A 22,170-nucleotide genomic window follows, 5' to 3' on the forward strand; every position below is an offset into this window, starting at 1 on the left:
GAAGAGTGTTTTGGTGCGCGAATCTGGAGACTAGCTAGCGGCGATCTTGATCTGTTCGGGATCTTCCTCGACTTCGCCGACGTTCTCGCTAAGCCCACCATAGCGGCGCTCGCGCTGCTGGAAGGCAGCAATCGCCTCAAGCAGATGGATACCGCGAAAATCCGGCCATAGCCGCTCGGTCACAAAGATCTCGGTGTACGCGATCTGCCACAGCAGAAAATTCGAAATGCGCATCTCGCCTGACGTCCGGATCAGCAAATCAGGATCGGGCATGCGCGACGTATACAGATGCCGATGCACATCCTCTTCGCTGATGCGATCGGGACTGAGATTCTTGTCGTGCACTTCCTTAGCCAGTGCCCGACATGCGTCTACCAGTTCAGAACGCGCACCGTAATTCAGAGCCAGGGTGAGAGTCGTTCCGGTATTGCGCGCCGTCTCTTCTTCCGCCCAACGCATCTTGTCCTGCACTTCACGCGGCAGTTCGTGAACACGCCCGATGTAGCGGATCCGCACATTGTTGTCGTTCATTCTCTGCACGTTGCTCTCGAGGTAGCTCTTCAGCAGGCGCATGAGAAAGTTAACCTCGGCGCGCGGGCGGCGGAGATTGTTTTCGAGCGAAAAGGCATAAAGAGTGAGCCACGGAAGTCCAATACGCGAAGCCGTCTCAGTAACCAGCTGGACGCTCTTGGCACCCTGCTGATGGCCCAGAAAACGCTTCAGCGATCGGTGGCCAGCCCAGCGGCCGTTACCATCCATGATGATGGCGACGTGCTCCGGCAGGCGCTCAGGCTTGAGCGTGTTGTAGACCGCGCGCTCTTCTGAGGTCAGCTCATCGATCCGCAGCATGCCAGTTGGATGCAAGGAAATTGCCTCGACGATATCTTTTACGCTTTCGGGCTTATACTCGTTCCGCTCGCGTGACCCTAAGCGGTGCCCGTTCCGCATTCGTGGCGGTGACGAACCAGTTTGGCTCGCTCAGCGCGCTTAATGGCTTCCACATCAACGCCGACCAAAGAAAAATCCCCGGCGGCCGGGGAAACCTGGCGACACATTCGAGCCTAGCATATTCCGGGCGTCTAAAATCAACATGCCAAGGCACATGAACCGAACGTCATCTCTAACTGCGGAGACCTGGCGAACGGCCGTAATACACCGCTCGCCGGTCCCACAAAGAGACGAAGAGAACCGCAGAGGAGATCGCTTTTCCGCCGATTAGGCGGTGCGGCGTCGTCCCGCAGCCATATCGCGCACTGAGCCATACAGCAGCGTCCGGTGCAGCGAGTCAAGATGCGGCAGCATCGCCGCGATCTCTGCCAGGAACGGATCCGACAGGATCGCCGAAACCTCTTCATCGCGGCGGCTCCGCGAATCACGCACCAACTGGCGCATGTCCACTTCGAGGGCATCCGCCAGGCGCTCAAGAGAACCAAGCGTCGGAATCGCCTTGCCGTTCTCGATCTTGGAGATGTAAGTGCGGGGCACCTGCATCCGGCTGGCGAGTTGCCGCTGGCTTAAGTGGCGTGCTCGGCGAATTTCGCGCACCTGTGCCGCGACCTGGAGTCCAGCCTCGGCCGAAGCCGCTACCGTGGGCATCGAGACAAGTTGTGGGGCTAGGGGTGCTGGCTCCTCGATATCAAGGGGCCTCCGGCACTTTCTGCACATGGAGTTGCTGGTTCTGTACTGCACAAGACTGCAGTAGTCGCACCGCACAACTTCGCGTGTTTCCACGCTGATAAGAGTGGTGGCCATGGTTTAAGTTGCGGAGTGCCAGAGCGGGAACTCCACGCGGTCGTTTGCACCGCGTTAAGTGCTACTTTCGGTCGTGTGAACCATAATTGTCAAGTAGAAACTTAGGGTCAACCCGAAGATTCTCCTAAGTAACCCTACAAACCCCGAAGAGACGCGAACCAAGGTGTGCAACACGTAAAATGCGGAAATGACTGACATCGAAAATAGAGAGCAAAAGTTCGACCGCGAACGGGCTTGGCAGCTCCTCACCGAGTGGACGCAAAGTGAGAGCTTGCGCAAGCACGCCATCGCCGTAGAGATCTGTTTAACGGCTTGCGGCGAAGCAGAAGCCGACCGCCTCGGCCTCTCTGGCGATGAACGCACAAACTTGATCGAGCTCTACACCACTACCGGTCTGCTGCACGACTACGACTACGAGCGCCACCCGACTGCCGAAGAGCATCCCTTCGTAGGCGTACGCGAATTGGAGCGGCAGGGCTGGTCGCCCGAACTCCGCACAGCCATTCTGGGGCATGCGCAATATTCCGGCGTTCCCCGCGTGACGCATTTAGATAAAGCGCTGTTTGCCTGCGACGAGCTCGCCGGCTTCCTCACCGCCTGCGCACTCGTAAAGCCCACCAAGGCTATCGCCGACGTGGAAGTTCCAAGCGTGCGCAAGAAAATGAAGGACAAAGCGTTCGCCCGCGGCGTCAACCGCGAAGATGTGATCCAGGGCGCAGCCGAACTCGGTGTCGACCTCGACGCACACATCGCGTTTTGTCTCGAAGCGATGAAGAAGAGGGCAGGCGAACTGGGGCTCTGAGAGGGCAACGCCATTCACCCACGCCTGGTAACGATCATCCAGATACGCCACACAAGAGCGGCCAGAAAGACAGAAATTGCAATCGCAGCCTTGGTCAGATGAATTAGCCACGCGACAAAGAGAGATCGATTGTAGTAACGGTTGGGCCTTGAGGGGTCGTATCTGATGAGAATGGATTCTCCCTCAAGCAACTGATAGAGGGCGGACGTATCGTAGGTTACGAACGCGCCGTAATGTTTTCGGGCGTACTGATCTTTCCACACGAGCATGTCGGCAGATACACGGTTCAATTTAGGGTCGCGCAATCGCAACGCCCTTCTCACTTTTTGGCCGGAAATGATTGTGGCTTCGGTTTCGGGCCACTTATCGTAGCCGCGCAACCGTTCCCAGAATTCGATGAGCATCTTCGGGTACAGTCTGCCATAAGTTGCAGGTTGGAACCCGTTTGAGGCATATGGCACTACAATTCGATCATCATCCCCCTCATCCCAATCATGAAACTTGGCAAGTGGCTGCTCCGATATAGTGGATCTTGAATGCCATCTGGATCCGCAACGAAGGCTGTCCTCATACACTTCGCCGGGCCCGATGCACCCGGCCTCACCGCCAAAATCACGCGCATCCTCGCTGACTACAAAGTTTGCATTCTCGACATCGGCCAGGCCGTAGTCCACGAGTCTCTCGTCCTCGGAATTCTTGTTGAGGTGCCCGCAGGTCGCGAATCCGCAACGCTCCGGTCCACAGTCAAAACGGCGCTTTCAAACGAGGCTCACGTTCTCGGATTGCAAGCCCATTTCACGACCATCTCGGAAGATCGCGTCAAACACTGGGAGCACGGTCTGCACCACCACCACTTCATCATCACGATCCTGGGACGAACCATTACCGCCGAGCAACTCGCCCGTGTCAGCGCCATCATTGCCGCTCACGGGATGAACGTCGACCGCATTGATCGCCTCTCCGGCGAACTCGCTCCTGTCGATGAGCAGGCCAATGCATGCGTAGAACTGGCTGTCAGCGGAGATCCATCGCGGGAACCTCCCATGCGCGCCGAATTCCTCGCCACCGCGCAAGAGCTCTCCATCGATATCGCCTTCCAGCGCGAAAGCATCTTTCGCCGCAATCGGCGCATATTTGCTTTCGACATGGATTCAACCCTCATCCAGGGCGAAGTCATCGACGAGCTGGCAAAGATGGCAGGCGTGGGCGACGAGGTGGTGCGCATTACGGAGTCTGCGATGCGCGGAGAAATCGGATTCGATGAAAGCTTTACACGTCGCGTCGCTCTTCTCAAAGGACTTCCCTCTCAGCGCGTTCACACTCTCGTCGACTCCATTCCGCTCGCCGACGGCGCCGAGCGACTTATTCGTACCTTGCGCCTGCTCGGTTACAAGACCGCCATCCTCTCAGGCGGCTTTACTTTCTTTGCACGCTCGCTGCAGCAACGGCTGGGCATTGATTACGTGCATGCGAATGAACTTGAAATCAGCGACGGTGTCGTAACCGGCCGCGTCATCCCGCCCATCATCAACGGAAAGCGCAAGGCCGCATTGCTAGCTGAAATCGCCGCCGAGGAGAATGTCTCGCTTGAACAGGTGGTTGCGGTTGGCGACGGCGCAAATGACATCCCGATGCTTAACCTTGCCGGCATGGGCATCGCTTACCGCGCAAAGCCGGTGGTACGGCAGAAAGCAGACCAGTCCATCTCCTGCCTCGGACTCGATGGCTTGCTCTACTTATTAGGCGTGCGCGATCGTGACCTCAAGCCACACGAGCCAACGATTACTGCAGTCTGAAGCGGAACATGTGGCCCGGTCAGTAGCGAAGAGTTACCGGTTAGGCAGCGACTCTCTCTTAATCATTCGCACAGGACATAAGGAAGACCTCGGATCGAAATGGGCCAGGGCAGCAGGGAGCAAACAACGTGCATTTTGATCCAATACTCGATCAAGGCTTTTCGCGAACGAATACTTTGGCGGCCTGATCGGGGTTTATCTGAACACCCAGCAAGCTCGCCGCAAAAGACAGGACATGATCACGGTGAGCGACCAAATCCGCGGGGCTGGGAAGAAAGGTCTGGTCGGGTGATACGCCTATGTGTTCAAGGCTTTTTCCGTCGGCCATGACGGTATCAGCGATAGTCACTGAGGTGCCGTAGAGGTAGACCGGATGCATGCCTGCGTGATGCGGAATACTAATCGATTCCATGGTCAGGCCCGAAGTGTGATCGCCGAGTATAGTGCCGCGTTGCTCCAGTTGCACCACACGGGAGAAGATCTCTCCACCGGATGCCGTTTCACTGTCAACCAGCACAACCAGGTCGCCGGTGAATGCGTTTTTGGCATTGCCCTTTATCGTTTGGGGAGTCACCTTGCCGCGCTCGACCAGTTTACCGATGCTCACATCGTGACTGAAGACGTGTTCAAGATACGTGTGAACCGAGTCGACCCGGCCACCCCTGCACCCTCGCAGATCGATGATCAACCTCTTGTGGGTCCGAGCTTTGGCAAACAGGGCGTCGACATCATGGCCGGTCTGGAAAAATGCTGGGATTCGAATGGCCATCAAATCGGGACTGAGTTCTACCGACTCGGCCCGCGCGTTTTCCCACGCATCCTGGGCCTTGATGCGCATCTCGTGGGGGTCCCACGAACTGAGTCCCGCAATGGCTGGTTGCTTCTTGACTGACGCCAGCAGCCGCAGGTCGCGAACGTGGCCTTCACCGTCGCGCAGCTTAACATCGACGCTGCTGAGCGGAAGATACGTTTCCATGGCGGAGTGGAGAAGGTGGGCAGATTCCCGATTCACTTTGAAGCCATTGATCGCCAACACCTCATCGCCCACGTGAACGCCCTGCTTCTCTGCGTCACTCCCGGCGTGAACTTCTGTGATATACGTCCGGCTACCAATGACCTTGAACCGCCAGCCGTAATCGAAATTATTCCCGTGCTGGGGAGGAATAAAGGAAGTGTGGGAGTCGTGCAGCAACTGAAGCAGGCCCTCGATCTGCGCGATGGCTTCCTCCATATCGTGCGCATTGTCAATGTTTGCCCTGGCCTTCTGAACAAGCGAATTCCACTCGAGGCCATGGAGAGTGGGGTCAAAGTAGTTCTTGTTGACGTCGTCTGACACGTCTTTGAGCATGTCTTCGGCGATTTCACGGTCAACGCGGTCTAAGTTCTGAGCAAAACTCTCATGCCCTGAAAGCATCGCGCACAACATAAACATGACGATCAACATTCGGAACAGGCGCATGGTTAAAGCCCAACTCTGTGGGAGATCGAAATATTAACAGAGATAAGACGACGATATTCGCCCAATCACAGGTCACGCCCGTGTCCCGGGCAACTCGAAAGTTACCCTCTCGCCAAATATGTCGGCAACTGGTCTGTGGCTACGCCATCGGGTTTTTCGCGCGCAGCTCCGCGACGATCTCCGCGGCCGCCTGCCGCGCTTTGTCGGCCTGATCGGGAGGGAAGCTGATGGCTCCTACGCGCGCATGGCCACCGCCACCGTAGCGCTCACAAACTTGCGCAAGGTTCACCATTTTTGCAGGGTCGGCCTTGGTCCACGGATTGGAGCCCACCGACACCTTGGTACGGAAGCTCGATTTCGAAAGACCGATCGAGTACGTGGCTTTCGGATGCAGATAGTACGGGATGAACTTGTTGAATCCCTCGACTTGCCGGTCTGTGATGTCGAAGAAGATCGTGCCATCCACTTCCTCGCTGCGGCTGCGGATCAATTCGATACCTTCCGCGTGCCGTTCCAGCAGAGGGGGCAGCAGCGAAGCTACAAACGGCTGCGCCAGCACCTCGCTTAACGGCATCTCCGTGAGCAGTGGAATCAATCTGGGGATAAACTCCGGGTCTTGCGTGGATTCAATAATCAGCGTCAGCTTCATCGCCGGCGCGGCCATCTCCACCGCCGCTTCTGCGCTTTCATATAGCGCGCCGTCTACGATGTTTGCCCAGTAGATCAGATCTTTAACGGGCTCGGTGTTGAATCCGAACTTGGTGGATGCGATGTAAGCCAGAAAGCTGGTGCACGACGTGTAGTTCGGATCAAAAAATTTCCGGGAACCGCACACCGGGTCCTTCTGGCAGGCCAGAAAATTTTCGTGATCCTGCGGCGTTAAGAATGCGGAAAGATGGTGATCGAACCACCAGGTGATCCGGGGCGACGCCGAATACTTGAAGTCAACGATCGCGTTTTCATCGCCCGTAAACTCGCTCTCGTCAAAGAGCGCGCCAGCGCGGTGCACCAGGCCGTGGTACTCGTACGCGGCGTCCGGGGCAATGCACTCCCGGTGAAAACGCGTGAAAAGCGATGCGGAGCAGGCCCCGTCGAAGCACTTGTCGTGATAGAAGACTTTAACCCGCAACCGCCACCACTCCTTGAGCCAGAATCCGCTAAAGCCGGAAGATTAAGCATCATGCGGCAGGCCGATTGTGTCAAGGAGCGGACACACTCGCACGCGGCGCAGTTTTGATTGTCACGCAAGAAAACGGCCATCGATCCGGTCAGTGTAGATAGAATTTCATTGCAGAACCACCAGCGAATTCACAGGGGCCTCAATGGAGCCGGAAATTCAAATGGACGTGCGAGACAGGCAGTCAGATCCTCCAGCACTCCCCGGCACGCCTCAGAACACTCCTGCAAGTCCGAATTCGTTCGATGTCTCCTCGGCCATCGTCGGTCCGCACGGCATACGCGCCGGCTGGCTGGTGCTGTTGTTCTATTGCCTGTTCCGGCTGTTTGTTTACATTCTCAGCGCTATCGTCTATGCGGCGGCACCGGATCTCGTCGGATCGGAAGTGTCGCCACTGACGGCGCTTCTTTCAGAGCTCGTCCCGTTTTTCGCGATGATTGCAGCAGGCGCCATCATGCTTCCCGTCGCCCAACGGCGGCTAGCAGATTACAACCTGCGAGACACGCGAGCGGTGCGCCACTTCGTCGGTGGCACGGCCATCGGCCTGGTATCGCTTTCGGCGCTGGTCGGTTCTCTCGAACTCGGGGGATGGGCCCACATCGGTCGCGAGTCTTTGAGCCTATCCAGAATCCTCACATACGCCGGTCTATGGGCCTTGACATTTCTACTCGTAGGCTGCGTGGAAGAGGGAGTGTTTCGCTGCTACGCGCAGGCTACGCTCGTGCGCGGTATCAATTTCTGGTGGGCGCTGGCGATGGTTTCAGGCCTCTGCCTGTACGCTCGCATGTTCGTCTCCGGCGATTGCACTTGGGGCGTCTGTGCTTTCGCGGCGCTCGGGATCCTTCCATGTTTTCTGCTGCATCTGAAGAGTGCCGAGAACTCCCGGTTCTGGCAAGCCGCCTGGGCCACGTCCACAGGCTTCGGGTTCGTTCACACGCTCAACCATGGCGAGAACTGGATCGGCATCTTCGCGGCGGCATTCATTGGTTTCGCATTCTGCGTCAGCATCAAGGTCACTGGTTCGGCATGGTGGGCCATCGGGTGCCACGCAGCATGGGATTGGGCCGAAACCTATCTCTGGGGCACGGCTGACAGCGGCTTTGTTGCCCCCGGACATGTCTTTGGCACTTCGCCTTCCGGTAATCCTCTATGGAGCGGAGGCACCGACGGGCCGGAGGGCAGCCTGCTCATCATTCCCATCGTGCTGCTGATGCTGGCTTGGCTGGTTGTCATCTATCGCCGGCCGCGGCCTGCCGAAATCTCCGCTCCCGCCGCCACCGAGCAGTTAGCAAGCTGAAAGAAGACCACATGCGGCTATGGCTTAATCGGATTGGCGACATTTCACTCCGGGAGCAGTTGATCACCCAGATCATCGTCGGAATTCTTTGTCATGAACTCACTCCCGGTCAACGCCTGCCCAGCACGCGTGATCTCTCCCGTCGCTTCGGCATCCACGCCAACACCGCCAGCGCCGCATACCGGCAGCTTGAAAGCGAGGGTTGGGTTGAGCTGCGTCATGGCAGCGGCGTTTTCGTGCGCACGTCGCGACCTAATGCGCCGCTAAGTCCCGAGATGGCCGTCGACCAGATGCTCGGAGATATTGCGACAAAGGCTCGCAAGCTCGGCGTCTCTGATGCATTTCTGAAAGCCCGCATGCGCCGCTGGCTTGCGCTTGAGCCACCCGCACGCTGGCTCGTGATCGAGCCCGACCCCGAGCTGCTCCGCATCGTGATCTGCGAAATGGAACAGGCCGTCACTCTTCCCGTCGTCGGCTGCGGATTCGAAGAGTGCAGCACGTCCGTCATGCTTGAAGGCTCAATGCCTGCAACCTTGCCCAGCAAAGTTCTCGCGGTCCGAAAGCTTTTGCCGACCGGTACGGAACTCGTTACTCTCCAGGTCCATCCCGTGGCACCGGAGTTGCAGGCTTACCTGCAGCGGTACATGCCTGAACACTCGACGGATCTGCTCGGCATCGCCTCCCGGTGGGGCGATTTTCAGCGCATTGCACAAACCATGCTCATCGCCGCCGGATTCGCGCCTGAATCCCTCCTTGTTCGCGACGCGACCAAACCTGGATGGAAGCGCGGCCTCGATACCACTACCGCTGTGCTGTGCGATGCGGCTATCCAGCACGATCTCCCGGCGGGAACGCGCGCCATTGTCTTCCGCCTCTTCGATGAAGCGTCCATCAAAGACCTACGTAGTCACGAAGAGAATTTGACGACCCCTGATCGGAACTGATCAACCCTTCGCTGTAAGGATGTTCTACGGCGATGTGACACACCCGAAACTGTCCCAACTACTCCACCGTCGCGGCCCGTTCGCTCCTAGCATTGCTTTCACTTGAATGAAAAAGGAGCAAGCCGCTATGCGATCCGCATCGACGAACTGCACCATCCCCGTTCTGCTGATGTTCTACATCTTCACGGCCGCGGCACAATCATTGCCGCAGCAGGACGTCTCGCAGGCGACGCCACAAGCACAAAGTCCAGCTTCGGCCACCGCGCCAACCCACAGCAGCGAGGACTGGAACCGCCTTCGAGGACTGGTGCATCAGGAAGAGATCAACGTGTGGGCCTCGCGCAATCGGCACGTACGCTGCCTCTTCTCGGGCGCAACGGAGAACTATCTTTTCTGCGAACCGCTTTATTCCTATCGAGGTAACGGCGAATTCCGCTTCGATCGCGCCGATGTTGACAAGGTTCGGCTTGAACAAGGGGAGCGAAACTTCAAGCGCACCATTGCGGTCTCGGCCGGTGTCGGTGCCGTAACGATGGCTGCGGCCACCAATACTTCCAACGGGGGAGATCGCCTACTCGGAGCTTTGGCGGGCGGCTTGGCGGGATCGCTGGTGGGCATCATCATCGCCGGACCTGTTGCCTTGCTAACGCCTGGGCACCTCGTCTACCAGCGCCCTCCCACGCACAAGAAGTTCGTTTCCGCACATCTCCAAAAAGAATCAACTCCGCAGGAGGCGCAATGAAGTACGTCGCGTTGCGCAAGACCCTCCAGTCTGCGCTTTGTCTCTGCCTGACGCCGCTCATGGTTGCCCAGCAAGCAGCCGAGCCACAGTCGGCCAGATACAGGTCGCTACCGACGGCTACGATTCCCGACGAAGTGGTCATCCCCAAGGGAACAAGAATTGAATTGGTTTCGCTGGAGCATGTTTCCTCCGACACCGCAAAAGAAAAGTCCTTAGTCCGATTTGCGCTCGCGAAAGACCTGGTCGTGAACGGAGTCAAGGTGCTCGATGTCGGAACTCCCGTCGAAGGAAAAGTCTCGCGCGTGCGGCGTGGAGTGCCATACAGGCAATGGGGCGAACTCACCATTACGATCAGGAGAATTCAGATCGGCAATCATGCGCACATGCGCCTGAGATCCTCTGATCCCGAAAACCCAGAGTCGATGGTCGATGAATGGGCGCAGTGTGCCTTGGTTTTCCCTCTGTGCATTACAGCAATAATCGCCTTCAGCACCCTTAGCCGCACAAAACCAACGGGCGACAACGAACGAGCCGTGCTGCCACCGTGTGTCGGTTGGACGTTCTGGACTGGGTCTTCCTTCAGATTTACCAAACAGCATAGAGCCGAATCGAAAGCTGCGCACCCCCCAAGCTCCCAGGCAACCTGCAGCAATATCGCGTCGAATCAATCGCTGCGAGGAGTACAAGTGAAGTGAAACAGCCCGAATGAACGGCACCGAACACGCGTTCAGCCCTCGTCCTTGCAGACGGCGGTATTCTGTAGAAGACCGATGGCCAGCCACTACCCCGACAATGAAGTTCAAATGAGCGCTGCGCCCACCCGCCGGCGCCATTGGCTGAGGATTATCCTCTTCACCGCAGTGTGGATTGTGATCATCGTTGTAGCTCTCAGCGGTCTGGGCATTCTCTGGCTCCGCTCGGCCGCGAAATCTGCTCTTCCCATCCTCGACGGCGACATCCATCTCGCCTCCCAGGGCGCGCCAACTCTGTCCGCTCCCGTCACTGTCCGCCGCGATCAACATGGCGTCCCTCACATCGACGCTGCCACGCAGGAGGACATGTTCGTCGCGCAGGGTTACGTAACCGCGCAGGACCGCCTGTGGCAGATGGACGCCTTCCGCCGCAACGCCAACGGCGAACTCGCCGAGGTTATGGGACCATCACTGCTCCGCCACGACAAGGCACAGCGCATGTTTCAATTCCGCAATACCGCACACCGCATCTACGCTAGCTTGCCGCCCGCGGAGCGCGCCCGCTACGAAGCCTATGCGCGCGGGGTGAACCTCTACATCACCCAGCATCAGGACTCGCTGCCTCCTGAGTTTCATCTTCTCCATTACAAACCGGAGCCGTGGACTGGCGCCGACTCGATCAGCATCGGCATGATGATGGTCGACATGCTCGATACGCATTGGTACACCAAGCTTTCGCGCGAGAAGATCGCAGCAAAGCTCAACAACCCCAAGCTGGAGTCTGACCTCTACCCCGTCGGCTCTTGGCGTGATCATCCGCCCACCGGCGAACTGCTCGACCTTAGCCAGCCGCATCCTCAACCGCCCGGCACCAGCAACGACGAAGACGACGAGCGTACCGTCACGAGAACAATGCCTGTTCCAGACTGGCCCACACCCATGGGTGCCCCGTCCATGCGCGGCATTTTCGCGCATGGGTGGGGAAGCACTAATCCGCCAATCGACTCCTGCCGCGACTGCACTCCCGGCTCGAATAACTGGGTAATCGACGGCAAGCACACTGCGAGTGGAAAGCCGCTGCTTTCAAACGATATGCACCTCGGACTGAACGAACCAAACATCTGGTACATGGCCGACCTGCGCGCACCCGGCTACCACACTGCGGGAGTTACGCTACCCGGGATGCCCTTCGTGATCGCCGGACACAACGAACACGTTGCCTGGGGATTCACCGCGCTTTACGGAGACGTTCAGGATCTTTACATCGAGAAGCTCGATGGAAAGGGCAACTTTCAGGTTGCAGACGGGAGCTGGAAACCGCTCAACGTCAATCATGAAATTATTCGTGTCCGTAGCCGCAAGGACTTCGCCTACGATGTGCGTCTGACAGACCACGGACCGCTGCTCGATCCTCTCTTCACCAGAGATTCGCGCGCCATCGCTCTCAAGTGGACGCTCTATGACACCACGCTGAATTCCATTCCTCTCTACGGACTGAATACCGCATCGAATTGGACCGAATTCTCCTCCGCACTGTCGCAGTGGTGCTGGCCCACGCAGAACGTCGTCTACTCCGACGATCAAGGTCACATCGGTTATCACGCTGTCGGCCGCATTCCGATGCGTTCCGCAGGGATCACAGACAAGCCAGTGCTTGACGCCGTGCATGGTTGGCAGGGCTATATCCCCTTCGACGACATGCCCAACGCCTTCGACCCGCCCTCAGGCTTTCTTGCAACCGCCAACTCGCGTGTCACACCAGACAAATCCAAGTACCCGATCACGGACGAGTGGGCCGACCCCTACCGCGCCGAACGCATCTCCAAGCTCCTCCAAGGCCGCGACAACCTCAAGCCGGCCGATATGCTCGCCACCCAGACCGACATCTACAGCGAGATGGACCAGGAGTTCGGCCACCGACTCTCGTATGCCATCGACCACACTGCCAACGCCGATGACCAACTCCGCAAGGCCGCCGACCTCATGCGCAGTTGGGATGGCCGCCTCACCACTGATTCCGCTGCCGCATCGCTCGTGACCCAGGCTCGCTATGCGCTACGCATCATGCTGCTCGAGCCAAAGCTGGGCGCGGAAGACGCCGAAAACTACGAATGGTCGGAATCCAACTTTGCCGTAGAAGAGATCGTGATGCGCTCCAACCCCGCGTGGCTTCCATCTGCCTATAAAGACTGGGACGCCTTCCTCGCCGATGCTGTTCGCCGCGGAATGATAATAGGCCACGCCACCACCAACGTCTCTCAATGGACATACGGCTCCTGGCACGTCGTCGACATCGAACATCCGCTCTCGAACTTCCTGCCCTACGTAGGCCGCATCGCGGGAACCGGAGAGCAACCGCTAAGTGGCGACACCACCACCGTCAAACAAGTAGGCCGCTCCTTCGGTCCATCGCAGCGCTTCACCATGGACTGGAACAACATCGACGGCTCAACCGAAAACATCGTCCTCGGCGAGAGCGGCAATCCCTACAGCCCCTACTTCCGCGATCAGTGGGATGACTACTACAACGGCCGTACCTTCGCGCTTCCCTTCACCCCCACGGCCGTGACCTCTAACACGCGGCACACCCTCCGCCTCCTGCCATGACAGACAAGGGAATAAGGAACACGGAACAGGGAGTAGAAGGCGCCCGAGGTACTGAGGACTGGGTGCCCCAGGTCTCGCCTCTGAGACCTGGGATGGATTTGAGCAGACTGCGACGCCTTCTCGGTCCCGCCATCATCTGCCTCGCAGCGTTCATCGCCACTTCACCTGACCTGATGCACAAGACCTCGTGCGGTCACGACTTCGACTTCCATCTCGCATCGTGGCTTGACGCGCAAGCCAGTTGGAAGCACGGCCTCCCTTATCCGCACTGGGCGCCCAGCCCCAACTACGGAGCAGGGGAGCCACGCTTCGTCTTCTATCCACCGCTGACATGGATGCTCGGCGCTGCCTTCGGGCTGATCTTTCCGTGGAAGGGTGTTGAGCTTGCGATCACGTGTTCCTTCCTTGCTGCCACTGGTCTCGCTACGCGAATGCTGGCACGCCAGGCAATGGCAGACGCGCCTGCTACTCTCGCCGGTTGCATCGCCCTTTTCTCTGGCTACTCGATGTTCACAGCCTTCGAGCGAACTGCGTTCGGCGAACTCGCCGGTGGCTTCTGGATCCCGCTTCTGCTCTTGCTGATCTTCCGCGATGGAAATGCGCAGGGCTCACCCTGGCGGCGGGCGTTGGATGGCTCTGCAGTATCTCTTGCTCTCGTCATATCGGGAGCGTGGCTCTCCAACGCGCCTCTCGGTGTCATGGCCAGCTATCTGCTTGCGGGCGTCGCTTTATCGGTCGCGCTACTTCGACGCTCGTGGGCCCCGATTCTCAGATCTTTGGTAGCAGTCACTCTCGGCCTCGGCCTGACCGCTATCTATCTCGTCCCCGCCGCGGTCGAGCAGAAATGGGTACAGATTTCGCAGGCCACCAATGATCCAGGCGTTGCGATCGAAAACAGTTTCCTCTTCGGTCGCCACGCAGATCCCAATCTCGAACTGCACGATGTCGAACTGATGCGGGTTTCCATCATTGCCCTCGTGATGATCGCGTTCACGCTTGTTTCCTTCTTCATCGCGTGGCGACGCGGTCGCCTGCCCAGACAGCGAAGCTGGTGGATTCCGCTCGCTCTCATCCCTGTCGTGGTTTTGCTTTTGCAACTCCCCATCTCGCTGCCACTCTGGAACCTGCTCCCCAAGCTGCGCTTTCTCCAATTCCCCTGGCGATGGCTCGTAGTTACGGAGGCTCCGCTGGGCATCTTTATCGCCGTGGCGATCTGGCCAACACGTCGCTGGCTCCGCGTTGTAGCCATCGCAGCATCTACTGCCGGATTTTTATTCATCACGGGTGTCACCCTATTCCTCTTTCACCAGCATTGCGACCCAGAAGATTCGGTAAGAGGCATGCTCGCCGCATTTAGTAGCGGTCAGGGATTCGAAGGTGCCGACGAATACGCACCTCCCGGGGCAGACAATTCGCAAGTGGCGTTTGGACTGCCGGATGCTTGCCTCACCACCAACCCGTCCGTGGTGCTCGCATCCTCCGACGACGGCAATACACCCCAGTGGGATCCCGCGAACCCCCACTGTGACGCGATCTACACTTGGCTGCGCCGCGCGGGCAGGAATTCCGCGGAGCATCTCCTCCTCTCCGCCAACATCCCGCATGCCGGATTTCTCATCCTGCATCTGCGCACCTACCCTGCCTGGAAAGTCAATGTGAATGGCCAGACCGTGGCCCTCGACGCCCACCCGATCTATGGTTCCCTGCCCCGCCGCGACGATGGTCTCATGGCTGTGCCGGTCCCCCGAGGCCCAGTGCAAGTTGATGTCGACTGGACCATCACCGGCGACGTGGTGATGGGACGCTTGGTAAGTCTTATGTCGCTCGGCTATCTCGTGATCATCTTCTTAATCGAACGAAAGCTGAACGCTGGAAAGTCCAAGCCAAACCTCGGTTAAAATGAAGATGAATGCCATCCGATGTGAAATCGCTGATCCAGGAAGGTGCGGAGCTCACAGATCGCGCTCTTGAGACGGTCATCCCCACCGTCGATACGGTTCCCGCTTCGATCCACGGCGCCATGCGCCACTCCGTCTTTGCCGGCGGCAAGCGCCTGCGCCCTGTCCTCGCGATGCAAGCCGCTGTCACCATCGCCGGCTCGCTTCCATGCGGCATTGAGCGCCTTGGCGCAGCCATTGAGATGCTGCATACCTACTCACTGATCCACGACGACCTGCCCGCGCTCGACAATGACGATCTGCGCCGCGGCAAGCCCACCTGCCATGTGGCCTTCGGTGAAGCTATCGCCATCCTCGCCGGAGACGCGCTGCAGACCCGCGCCTTTGAAATCCTCGCCGGCCTCGATACCGCGCCCGCCGCAACCGTGCAGATTATCGGCCTGATCGCAAACGCCGTAGGAACCGTCGACGGCATGATCGGGGGCCAGGTGCTCGACATCGAGAGCGAACACCTCAAGCCCACACCAGAACTCGTTGAAGCCATCCATCGTGCCAAAACCGGGGCGCTCATTCGCGTCAGCGTGGTTGCAGGCGGAGTTTATGCCGGTGCCGCCGCGGATGATGTCGCCCGTCTTGACACTTTTGGTCGCAAAGCAGGCCTCGCCTTCCAGATAGTCGACGACGTGCTCGACATGACCGTGGATTCCGCCCACCTCGGCAAGACTGCTGGCAAGGACCTAGCCACTGAGAAAGCCACATGGCCAGCCGTCTACGGTATCGAGCAGAGCCGACGCGACGCCGCAACGCTCATCGACGAAGCCTTTGCTGCCCTGAAGCCATACGGCTCCCGTGCTGACGGCCTCAAGTCCGTAGCCCGGTACCTGGTCGAACGCAAGAACTGAAGAGCCTCGGTAGGATTTCCGTCTTGGCGACAAAAAGTGGGTGCCCCATCCATGACGCAGTTTCATCGCGGCAAGGGTGGGAAATCTCAAAAGTTTGAAATCGGCGTGAAGAAAAATGCTGACTGAACCTGAGATCTTCGCCGCTCTCCGCGACTGCTTCGACCCCGAAGTGAAGCTGAATCTCGTTGACTTGGGCCTGATCTACTCCATTGAAACCGGCCCCGACCCCGACTCAGCCCCGGCATGGCCGCGCCAGTGGGTCAAAGTCACCATGACGCTGACCACGCAGGCTTGCCCGGCATCGGGGCTGATCTTCGAGCAGGTTCACAACCGGCTCGCTACCATCCCCGACATCAGCAAAGTTGAAGTGAATCTAGTGTGGGAACCCAAGTGGACCCCGCATCGCATCAGCGAAGCGGGTAGAAAACAACTGGGACTCTGATCATTTAGACGACGGTGTCATCCTGAGCGGAGCGGCTTGGGGCCCCATCATCCGCAAAGCGGAAGAAGGGGTAAGCGAAGGATCTGCTTCTTCCACCGCAAACCAGCTGAGTGTTTCAACTCATGCAGGCATCGTGGTCGTCCGCCGTGACAAAACCCTCCGCAAAGATTCGCCCTTCTCAGTGATGTTCTCCACTACGTCCTGCACCTGCTCAAGCATCGACTGCGCGCGATCCACGTAGCCCGGCATCGCTTCCCACCATTCGCGAAGTGCCTCCTCATGATCCATCAGGGCAAGCGCCGTACCGGCCGCCGCCATCACCAGGCCTCCGCGCTTCTGACCGCTCAGCAGCAGCAGCCCGCCCGTAAGCAGCGACCCGCAGGCGGCGATCTTTACCCAATCCACCTGGGCCGTTGCAGGAAATTCGGTGACGCGCGGTGACTTACTCTCCCGATTCGGAATAGTCGCAATAACCATGAGTTCTCCTCTTTTTACTCTGATGCAGACCGGGCCAATGCGGCAGCCAGGACCCATCGCGAGGTACCGCGTCCTCTGTCCTCAATCCAGGTCAAAATCGCGCAGTGGCTTGCCGGCAGGCGCGTCCTTGGCCTTGCGCAGTGCCTCAGCGAACTTCTTATCGAAAAGATCTTCCTTATTTTTCTCTGCGTCGACTGATTGCCGAAAGATGGATTCTTTCCGCTCATCCTGCTCACGCATGGCCTTGGCAGCCGTTTCAAGATCCTCAAACATGCGCTTGCGCGGTGCCGACGTATGACTTACTACGAGACCCGTAGCAGCGTCCACCAGAATCATCGCCCCACAGTCGGGACATGCAACCTGAAATGTTTCTTCCTTGATTTTGCCCATAACAGAGCAATTGTAGGCGCACCGGCCGAATCAAGGAAAGCCGCGCCCCAGGACCGAAAGTCTCCTCGGGTCTAACCAGCCCTTGTTGAACTTTCCTGCTCGTTCCGGCGTACCCTTGTCAGCATGCAGTCCCCTCCAGGTTAACGCTGTCCTTTGCACCGCGCGGAACCCTCCCTCCGCCGTAAGGAGTTTCATGAAAGGCGTTTTTCTTACAAGACTCTCAATTCTCGCTGTAGCAGCCCTGACACTCACTCCCTTCTGCTCCGCCCAGGCCAAGCTCGCCGGCGACTGGCGAGGCACCTTCGACGCCAATGGTGCCACCTACCAAGTCGTCTGGCATGTCACTGAAGCTCCCGATGGAACCCTCACTTCGACAATCGACAACGTCACGCAGAGCATATTCGGCACAAAGGCCAAGACGACCACCGTCAAAGGTTCCGACGTCAGAATTGAAGTTGACGATGTGATCAGTCCCAACGGGCAAGACATCCCCATCAAAGGTTCCTTCGACGGCACCCTGAATAAAGAAGCAAACGAGGTGAGCGGCACCTTGCTGCAGGTCGAGCCACCCCAGAATCCAATACAGATCACGTTCAAGCACGACGCAGCACAATCCGGCGATGCTGCGGCGGGCGCACCTGCCGCCACAACGCAACCCGCCATCGCTGGCGACTGGGCTGGTACTCTCACCGCTGGTCCCGCACAACTCCGCCTCGTGCTTCATATCACCGCGGCGAAAGATGGCTCCCTCTCCGCTACGCTCGACAGCATCGATCAGGGCGCCAACGGTATTCCGATCAACACCGTCACGTATAAGGACGGAAAGGTGACTCTGGACGTTGAAGCCGTTCACGGCAACTATGAGGGCACGGTTAGCAAGGACGCATCCGGAATCGACGGCACCTGGACTCAGGGCCAGCCGCTCCCACTCAGCTTCAAACGCGCTCAGCCACAAGCCGCCCCTAAGCCCGCTACGCCAACAAATATCGATGGAACTTGGACCGGGAAGCTCGACACAGGCGCTGCTACTCTCACAATCAACCTGAAGATTGCCAATATGGATACAGGCCTCACTGCACAGTTGCAGAGTCCCGACCAGGCGCCGAACTGGGCGCCCGCAACATCCATCAAGCGGGACGGCGAGAAGCTGACCGTCGAATTCAGCGCGTTCAGCGCCACCTTTGAAGGCACGATCTCCGCCGACCACAACACCATTGATGGCGCTTTCACCCAGATGGGCCATGAGCTACCGTTGGTGCTCAAGAAGAATTGAGCTTCGGCGCCGGGCGTGAGATGTGCCTCACGCCCGAAATCCCTACTGGTTCGTGGGCCCCTTGTCCTTCGCCGCAGCCCGCACATGCAGAATGATGCGTCGATACGAAGTCAGTTGCGGCGAGCCGTCGTCGGTCACCGCAAGGATCACGTGCGCGATGCCGTCCCCTTTGCAGGGAATGAGCGGCAGCCACAACGGCCGGCACGCCCCGTCCGCGCGCACGGTCAGCTGAGAAGTATCAGAGCCTGTTAGGGTCAACGTCGCCAGATTGCCGTCTGCAAGTCCCGCCTCGTCATAGTGAAACCAGTGAAACTGCAGTTTCTGGCCATCTGGATCCGAACTGCCTCCGCCATCGAGCGTGATCGTCTGCCCGACCCGCACCTCCATCTCCAGCGGAGCCGTACCTCCCTGCCCGTTCACCACCGCGACCGGATTGTGGTTCGCATGTGCGTAGTCAGCGACAGTCCAGGTCATCCGCGCCGCAAAGTCATTCTGGAACGCCTCGCGCCATCGCCAGATCGTAGCCTGGTCGCTCACATGCTCTTTCCCGTCGATACCCATCACCGTATCTCGGGAATCCACCCGGGCAAATTCGTCTCCTCCCTGCGTCCAGATTGGGTGCGTTTCGCCATACGGTTGCCGATACACGTACCGTCCGCCCCAACCGCCCCAGTCCGGCCGCCGGAACGCATTCAGTCCGTTGTCAATGAGTCCGAGAAACGACGGCGTATCCCCTTCCATGATGAACATGAACTTGGGATATTTCTTTCCCAGCGACCCTTTGCTGCGGATATTCGTCTCCAGCCACTCGTTGGTCACAGTCGCCGAATCGGCTCCCTCAGCATTGCGGTAATAGCGATCGCCGCTGATGCCAGTCCACGTCGCAGCTGCATATTCGCCGCTCGTGGGAGTCGACGGCGACACGATGTAAAACAAATCGGGATAGGTTTTGCGAATGACCGGCCCCGCGTCATCCTGGTCGCTGATCGAATATATGCGCAGCCGCGCAACTAGCTTCGCGCTTTCAGCCGCGGTGTGCGACGCCGTCAGGTCCTCAAGCGCCTGCGCCAGTGTCCCTGCTCCGCCCCAGATGCATATCCACAAAGGTCGTGCATCATCGCGCTCCAGCGCCTTCACAATTGCTTTTGACCCTTCGGACGACTTGCCCGAGCCCACGGCACTCATCCCGTACGCAGTCTGCCCAGGGAACACACGCGCATCCAGATCGGCTGCCTCCGGCCAGCCCTTCGCGTGCAGCAACAGATTTGACCGCACCTCTCCGTAAGCGGCGATCAGTTCGTGCATCGTCTCCGCGTGCGTCTTCGCCTTCTGCCATGTCGAAGTCGTGGCAATCATCGCTTCAACGTCAAATTCATTCGAATAAAGCAGAAAGCGCACAAACGACATCTGATCATCCGGCTCGTTGCCGATATCGCTGATCACCACCACCCGCGGCTTCCCAGCAAAACTGTCCACATGCGCAAGAAGGAGTGCCTGCCCGTTCAGCGACCATGACGAAACTAAGGCAAGCAACGTCAGCAAACCTGCTCTCGGGAAGAAATTCATAACGATGCAAACCTCTTTCGAATATCCGGAGAGATTATTCTCGGCCATGCGACCCGTTACCTGCTCGGAATATTGCCGAAACCAGCGAAGCAGGCAATCTCGTCACAAATTGATCCGAAGTGCACAACCTTTCCCTCACGACCGTGTCCCCTGCTACAGTGGGGCGGCGAACTCCTCACGAAGTGCCCTAAACCATTCGAGGACACGCACGATGAACTGCCTTCGATCAGCGATTACCTCAGCCGCTTTTGCTCTCGCTTGCGTCTGTGCGGCGCAGACAAGTCATGAAACTCCCGATCACACTCCCACTGCGGAAGAGATAATGGCTCGCGTCGCTGCCAATCAGGACAAGGCCGAAGCCGATCGCGCCCACTACATCTACGTGCAGCACGCGAAGATGACCTCACGCCGCGGCAAGACCGTGATGTGCGAAGAACTAACCGACTACCGACTTACACCGTCAGCCGACGGAACCGATGAGCAGTTGCTCAAGGTCGATGGCCGCTTCCGCAGGGACAAAAATTACATTTCCTACACTGCGCTGCTCCCCCGCGACGATGAAAAGCCCAAAGAGGCTGACACGGACAAAGAGAAAGAAAAAACCAAAGATAAGGACAACGAGAAGAAAGATAAGAAAGAGAAGAAAGAAAAGGATCCGACCTTCGATCCCAACAGCAACGAAACCATTGACCGCGACATAGTCGAAAACATGCGCTGGAACCTGATCCATGAGAAGTCCAAGGACGGCGTTAACGCCCATCTCTTCCCGCTCACGACAAAGGATCAGATCGACTACGCATTTCGCATGGTTGGCCGCGAACGATTGAATGGCCGGGATGTCTTCCATATCTCGTTTCGGCCGAAGAAGAAGGACGACTTCGGCTGGAGCGGCGACGCATTCATCGATACCGCCGAATTTCAACCGGTCCTCGTCACCACCGGCATGGCCCGCAAGATTCCCTTTGCCGTGCGCACTTTTCTAGGCACGAATCTGCCCGGACTCGGCTTCACCGTGACGTATGCCCCGCAGCCCGATGGCGTCTGGTTTCCCGTCACCTTCTCCACCGAATTCAAAATCAATGTACTGTTCTTCTTCCATCGCGAAATTATCCTCGACGCCCAGAACCGCAACTTTGAAAAGACTCACGTAACGAGCCGCATCGTTGGCGAAGCGACGCCCGTTGAACCGGAAAAGACACAACCGCCTCTGACTCCGCAGTAAATCCTGTCGTCCGGAGTAAGATTATTGCACTCACTCGATCTCACGGGGACTGAATTGACAGACGAGGTTTGTGGCACGAACGGCTCGGCCTCTCAATCGGTCGGAATCGCCGCAATCTACTTCAAATACGACCCACCATTTGATGTAGAACTGATCGTCCGGCGTATGCTCGACTCAATTCCTGAGAAGTACCTCAATGGCCTGAACGAAATAGTTCTGACAAATACAACAGGGATGTCTCGTGAGCGACGCCGAGCAGTTACGAGGTCAAGAAAACGCAAGGTTCGAATGCTCGATGCGAGAGGGCTGTATCATCCGGCTTGGCAGAACAAGTCCGCCTGGATCGAGATCTTTGTCGATAACACGCTCCGACGCTGGGAAAAGAGTTGGTGGCTAAGATTTAATTTCATTCGTGAAGCGGAAATCGGCGATGTGCTCTTTCATGAAATCGGCCATCACATCCATTTCACAAGTCGTCCGGAATACAAAGAGAGAGAGGACGTAGCGGACGCATGGAAAGTAAAGCTCGAACGAAATTACAGTCGAACTCGGCATCCACTTCTCCGGGCGATCACTCTTCCACTTCGTCCTCTGATACGCGCTGTCACTAAGCGGTTGCGACGAAAACTGCTCCAGAAGGGCATGATCTCTCGCGCCGAATTCGAAGAGTCCGATCACAATTCAACGATCCGGTGATCACTTCAAATCTGGCTAGAAAAGCGCTGATGAGTA

20 protein-coding genes are annotated in these 22,170 nt (G+C 58.0%); 12 read left to right on the forward strand and 8 right to left on the reverse strand.

Translation table 11 applies throughout. The annotated features are described in order from the left end of the window. Positions 1-30 precede the first annotated feature (30 nt). Both P8935_RS23345 and P8935_RS23350 read right to left on the reverse strand, forming a co-directional pair. A complete protein-coding gene (locus tag P8935_RS23345; RefSeq protein ID WP_348265372.1) occupies positions 31-849 on the reverse strand; it encodes an isoprenyl transferase in 819 nt (272 codons plus the stop codon). Between the two features lie 366 nt (positions 850-1,215). Then, positions 1,216-1,752 (reverse strand): helix-turn-helix transcriptional regulator, encoded by a 537-nt coding sequence (locus P8935_RS23350; protein WP_348262713.1) that lies wholly within the window; start codon positions 1,750-1,752, stop codon positions 1,216-1,218. Positions 1,753-1,939: 187 nt separating this feature from the next. On the opposite strand from P8935_RS23350, the gene P8935_RS23355 reads away from it, so the two are divergent. Then, positions 1,940-2,554: an HAD family hydrolase gene (locus tag P8935_RS23355; protein ID WP_348262714.1), complete on the forward strand. Its 615-nt coding sequence runs from the start codon at positions 1,940-1,942 to the stop codon at positions 2,552-2,554. A 14-nt stretch (positions 2,555-2,568) separates the two neighbouring features. On the opposite strand, the gene P8935_RS23360 is transcribed toward P8935_RS23355, so the two are convergent. Then, on the reverse strand, positions 2,569-2,958 hold the full coding sequence (locus P8935_RS23360) for a hypothetical protein (RefSeq protein ID WP_348262715.1): 390 nt from the start codon (positions 2,956-2,958) through the stop codon (positions 2,569-2,571). Between the two features lie 132 nt (positions 2,959-3,090). On the opposite strand from P8935_RS23360, the gene serB reads away from it, so the two are divergent. Next, complete coding sequence (serB, locus tag P8935_RS23365; protein ID WP_348262716.1) at positions 3,091-4,350, forward strand: phosphoserine phosphatase SerB; 1,260 nt, start codon at positions 3,091-3,093, stop codon at positions 4,348-4,350. A gap of 151 nt (positions 4,351-4,501) precedes the next feature. Here the strand turns inward: serB and P8935_RS23370 are convergent, their stop codons facing one another. Both P8935_RS23370 and P8935_RS23375 read right to left on the reverse strand, forming a co-directional pair. Then, positions 4,502-5,809 carry a S41 family peptidase gene (locus tag P8935_RS23370; protein WP_348262717.1) on the reverse strand — a complete coding sequence of 436 codons (1,308 nt, stop codon included), beginning with the start codon at positions 5,807-5,809 and terminating at the stop codon, positions 4,502-4,504. Positions 5,810-5,948: 139 nt separating this feature from the next. Continuing rightward, entirely contained in the window at positions 5,949-6,938 is a 990-nt protein-coding gene (locus tag P8935_RS23375; RefSeq protein WP_348262718.1) for a DHH family phosphoesterase, read from the reverse strand. A gap of 211 nt (positions 6,939-7,149) precedes the next feature. Here P8935_RS23375 and P8935_RS23380 point away from each other — a divergent pair, with 211 nt between their 5' ends. The 8 genes from P8935_RS23380 (at position 7,150) to P8935_RS23415 (ending at position 16,510) form a co-directional block, all read left to right on the forward strand. After that, positions 7,150-8,283 carry a CPBP family glutamic-type intramembrane protease gene (locus P8935_RS23380; protein ID WP_348262719.1) on the forward strand — a complete coding sequence of 378 codons (1,134 nt, stop codon included), beginning with the start codon at positions 7,150-7,152 and terminating at the stop codon, positions 8,281-8,283. Positions 8,284-8,294: 11 nt separating this feature from the next. Beyond that, positions 8,295-9,227: a GntR family transcriptional regulator gene (locus P8935_RS23385; protein ID WP_348262720.1), complete on the forward strand. Its 933-nt coding sequence runs from the start codon at positions 8,295-8,297 to the stop codon at positions 9,225-9,227. A gap of 127 nt (positions 9,228-9,354) precedes the next feature. Continuing rightward, on the forward strand, positions 9,355-9,969 hold the full coding sequence (locus tag P8935_RS23390) for a hypothetical protein (RefSeq protein WP_348262721.1): 615 nt from the start codon (positions 9,355-9,357) through the stop codon (positions 9,967-9,969). Next, positions 9,966-10,664 carry a hypothetical protein gene (locus P8935_RS23395; protein ID WP_348262722.1) on the forward strand — a complete coding sequence of 233 codons (699 nt, stop codon included), beginning with the start codon at positions 9,966-9,968 and terminating at the stop codon, positions 10,662-10,664. Before P8935_RS23390 ends, P8935_RS23395 begins: the two co-directional genes overlap by 4 nt. A 108-nt stretch (positions 10,665-10,772) precedes the next feature. After that, the gene (locus P8935_RS23400) at positions 10,773-13,268 is read left to right on the forward strand and encodes a penicillin acylase family protein (protein ID WP_348262723.1); all 2,496 of its coding nucleotides are present in this window, start codon (positions 10,773-10,775) and stop codon (positions 13,266-13,268) included. Positions 13,269-13,360: 92 nt separating this feature from the next. Then, entirely contained in the window at positions 13,361-15,166 is a 1,806-nt protein-coding gene (locus P8935_RS23405; RefSeq protein ID WP_348262724.1) for a 6-pyruvoyl-tetrahydropterin synthase-related protein, read from the forward strand. A gap of 11 nt (positions 15,167-15,177) precedes the next feature. Beyond that, complete coding sequence (locus P8935_RS23410) at positions 15,178-16,068, forward strand: polyprenyl synthetase family protein (RefSeq protein ID WP_348262725.1); 891 nt, start codon at positions 15,178-15,180, stop codon at positions 16,066-16,068. A 115-nt stretch (positions 16,069-16,183) separates the two neighbouring features. Further along, positions 16,184-16,510, forward strand: coding sequence for a metal-sulfur cluster assembly factor (locus P8935_RS23415; RefSeq protein WP_348262726.1), 327 nt, complete (start codon positions 16,184-16,186; stop codon positions 16,508-16,510). A 120-nt stretch (positions 16,511-16,630) separates the two neighbouring features. Here the strand turns inward: P8935_RS23415 and P8935_RS23420 are convergent, their stop codons facing one another. Next, positions 16,631-16,987, reverse strand: a complete 357-nt coding sequence (locus tag P8935_RS23420) for a hypothetical protein (RefSeq protein WP_348262727.1) — start codon at positions 16,985-16,987, stop codon at positions 16,631-16,633. 81 nt (positions 16,988-17,068) lie between these two features. Next, positions 17,069-17,377 carry a hypothetical protein gene (locus tag P8935_RS23425; RefSeq protein ID WP_348262728.1) on the reverse strand — a complete coding sequence of 103 codons (309 nt, stop codon included), beginning with the start codon at positions 17,375-17,377 and terminating at the stop codon, positions 17,069-17,071. A 193-nt stretch (positions 17,378-17,570) separates the two neighbouring features. Between P8935_RS23425 and P8935_RS23430 the strand changes: the two genes are divergently transcribed. Next, positions 17,571-18,650, forward strand: coding sequence for a hypothetical protein (locus tag P8935_RS23430; protein WP_348262729.1), 1,080 nt, complete (start codon positions 17,571-17,573; stop codon positions 18,648-18,650). A 42-nt stretch (positions 18,651-18,692) separates the two neighbouring features. On the opposite strand, the gene P8935_RS23435 is transcribed toward P8935_RS23430, so the two are convergent. Then, positions 18,693-20,264: a nucleoside hydrolase-like domain-containing protein gene (locus P8935_RS23435; protein ID WP_348262730.1), complete on the reverse strand. Its 1,572-nt coding sequence runs from the start codon at positions 20,262-20,264 to the stop codon at positions 18,693-18,695. A gap of 274 nt (positions 20,265-20,538) precedes the next feature. On the opposite strand from P8935_RS23435, the gene P8935_RS23440 reads away from it, so the two are divergent. Then, entirely contained in the window at positions 20,539-21,438 is a 900-nt protein-coding gene (locus P8935_RS23440) for a hypothetical protein (RefSeq protein WP_348262731.1), read from the forward strand. The last annotated feature ends 732 nt before the right edge of the window (positions 21,439-22,170 follow it).

This window comes from Telmatobacter sp. DSM 110680, from assembly GCF_039994875.1.
GTDB lineage: Bacteria > Acidobacteriota > Terriglobia > Terriglobales > Acidobacteriaceae > Telmatobacter.

Coding starts and splice junctions, on each gene's coding strand:
- P8935_RS23345 (WP_348265372.1), bottom strand. CDS start 849: ATGCTGCGGATCGATGAGCTGACCTCAGAAGAGCGCGCGGTCTACAAC.
- P8935_RS23350 (WP_348262713.1), bottom strand. CDS start 1,752: ATGGCCACCACTCTTATCAGCGTGGAAACACGCGAAGTTGTGCGGTGC.
- P8935_RS23355 (WP_348262714.1), top strand. CDS start 1,940: ATGACTGACATCGAAAATAGAGAGCAAAAGTTCGACCGCGAACGGGCT.
- P8935_RS23360 (WP_348262715.1), bottom strand. CDS start 2,958: ATGCTCATCGAATTCTGGGAACGGTTGCGCGGCTACGATAAGTGGCCC.
- serB (WP_348262716.1), top strand. CDS start 3,091: ATGCCATCTGGATCCGCAACGAAGGCTGTCCTCATACACTTCGCCGGG.
- P8935_RS23370 (WP_348262717.1), bottom strand. CDS start 5,809: ATGCGCCTGTTCCGAATGTTGATCGTCATGTTTATGTTGTGCGCGATG.
- P8935_RS23380 (WP_348262719.1), top strand. CDS start 7,150: ATGGACGTGCGAGACAGGCAGTCAGATCCTCCAGCACTCCCCGGCACG.
- P8935_RS23385 (WP_348262720.1), top strand. CDS start 8,295: ATGCGGCTATGGCTTAATCGGATTGGCGACATTTCACTCCGGGAGCAG.
- P8935_RS23390 (WP_348262721.1), top strand. CDS start 9,355: ATGCGATCCGCATCGACGAACTGCACCATCCCCGTTCTGCTGATGTTC.
- P8935_RS23395 (WP_348262722.1), top strand. CDS start 9,966: ATGAAGTACGTCGCGTTGCGCAAGACCCTCCAGTCTGCGCTTTGTCTC.
- P8935_RS23400 (WP_348262723.1), top strand. CDS start 10,773: ATGAGCGCTGCGCCCACCCGCCGGCGCCATTGGCTGAGGATTATCCTC.
- P8935_RS23405 (WP_348262724.1), top strand. CDS start 13,361: ATGGATTTGAGCAGACTGCGACGCCTTCTCGGTCCCGCCATCATCTGC.
- P8935_RS23410 (WP_348262725.1), top strand. CDS start 15,178: ATGCCATCCGATGTGAAATCGCTGATCCAGGAAGGTGCGGAGCTCACA.
- P8935_RS23415 (WP_348262726.1), top strand. CDS start 16,184: ATGCTGACTGAACCTGAGATCTTCGCCGCTCTCCGCGACTGCTTCGAC.
- P8935_RS23420 (WP_348262727.1), bottom strand. CDS start 16,987: ATGGTTATTGCGACTATTCCGAATCGGGAGAGTAAGTCACCGCGCGTC.
- P8935_RS23425 (WP_348262728.1), bottom strand. CDS start 17,377: ATGGGCAAAATCAAGGAAGAAACATTTCAGGTTGCATGTCCCGACTGT.
- P8935_RS23430 (WP_348262729.1), top strand. CDS start 17,571: ATGAAAGGCGTTTTTCTTACAAGACTCTCAATTCTCGCTGTAGCAGCC.
- P8935_RS23435 (WP_348262730.1), bottom strand. CDS start 20,264: ATGGCCGAGAATAATCTCTCCGGATATTCGAAAGAGGTTTGCATCGTT.
- P8935_RS23440 (WP_348262731.1), top strand. CDS start 20,539: ATGGCTCGCGTCGCTGCCAATCAGGACAAGGCCGAAGCCGATCGCGCC.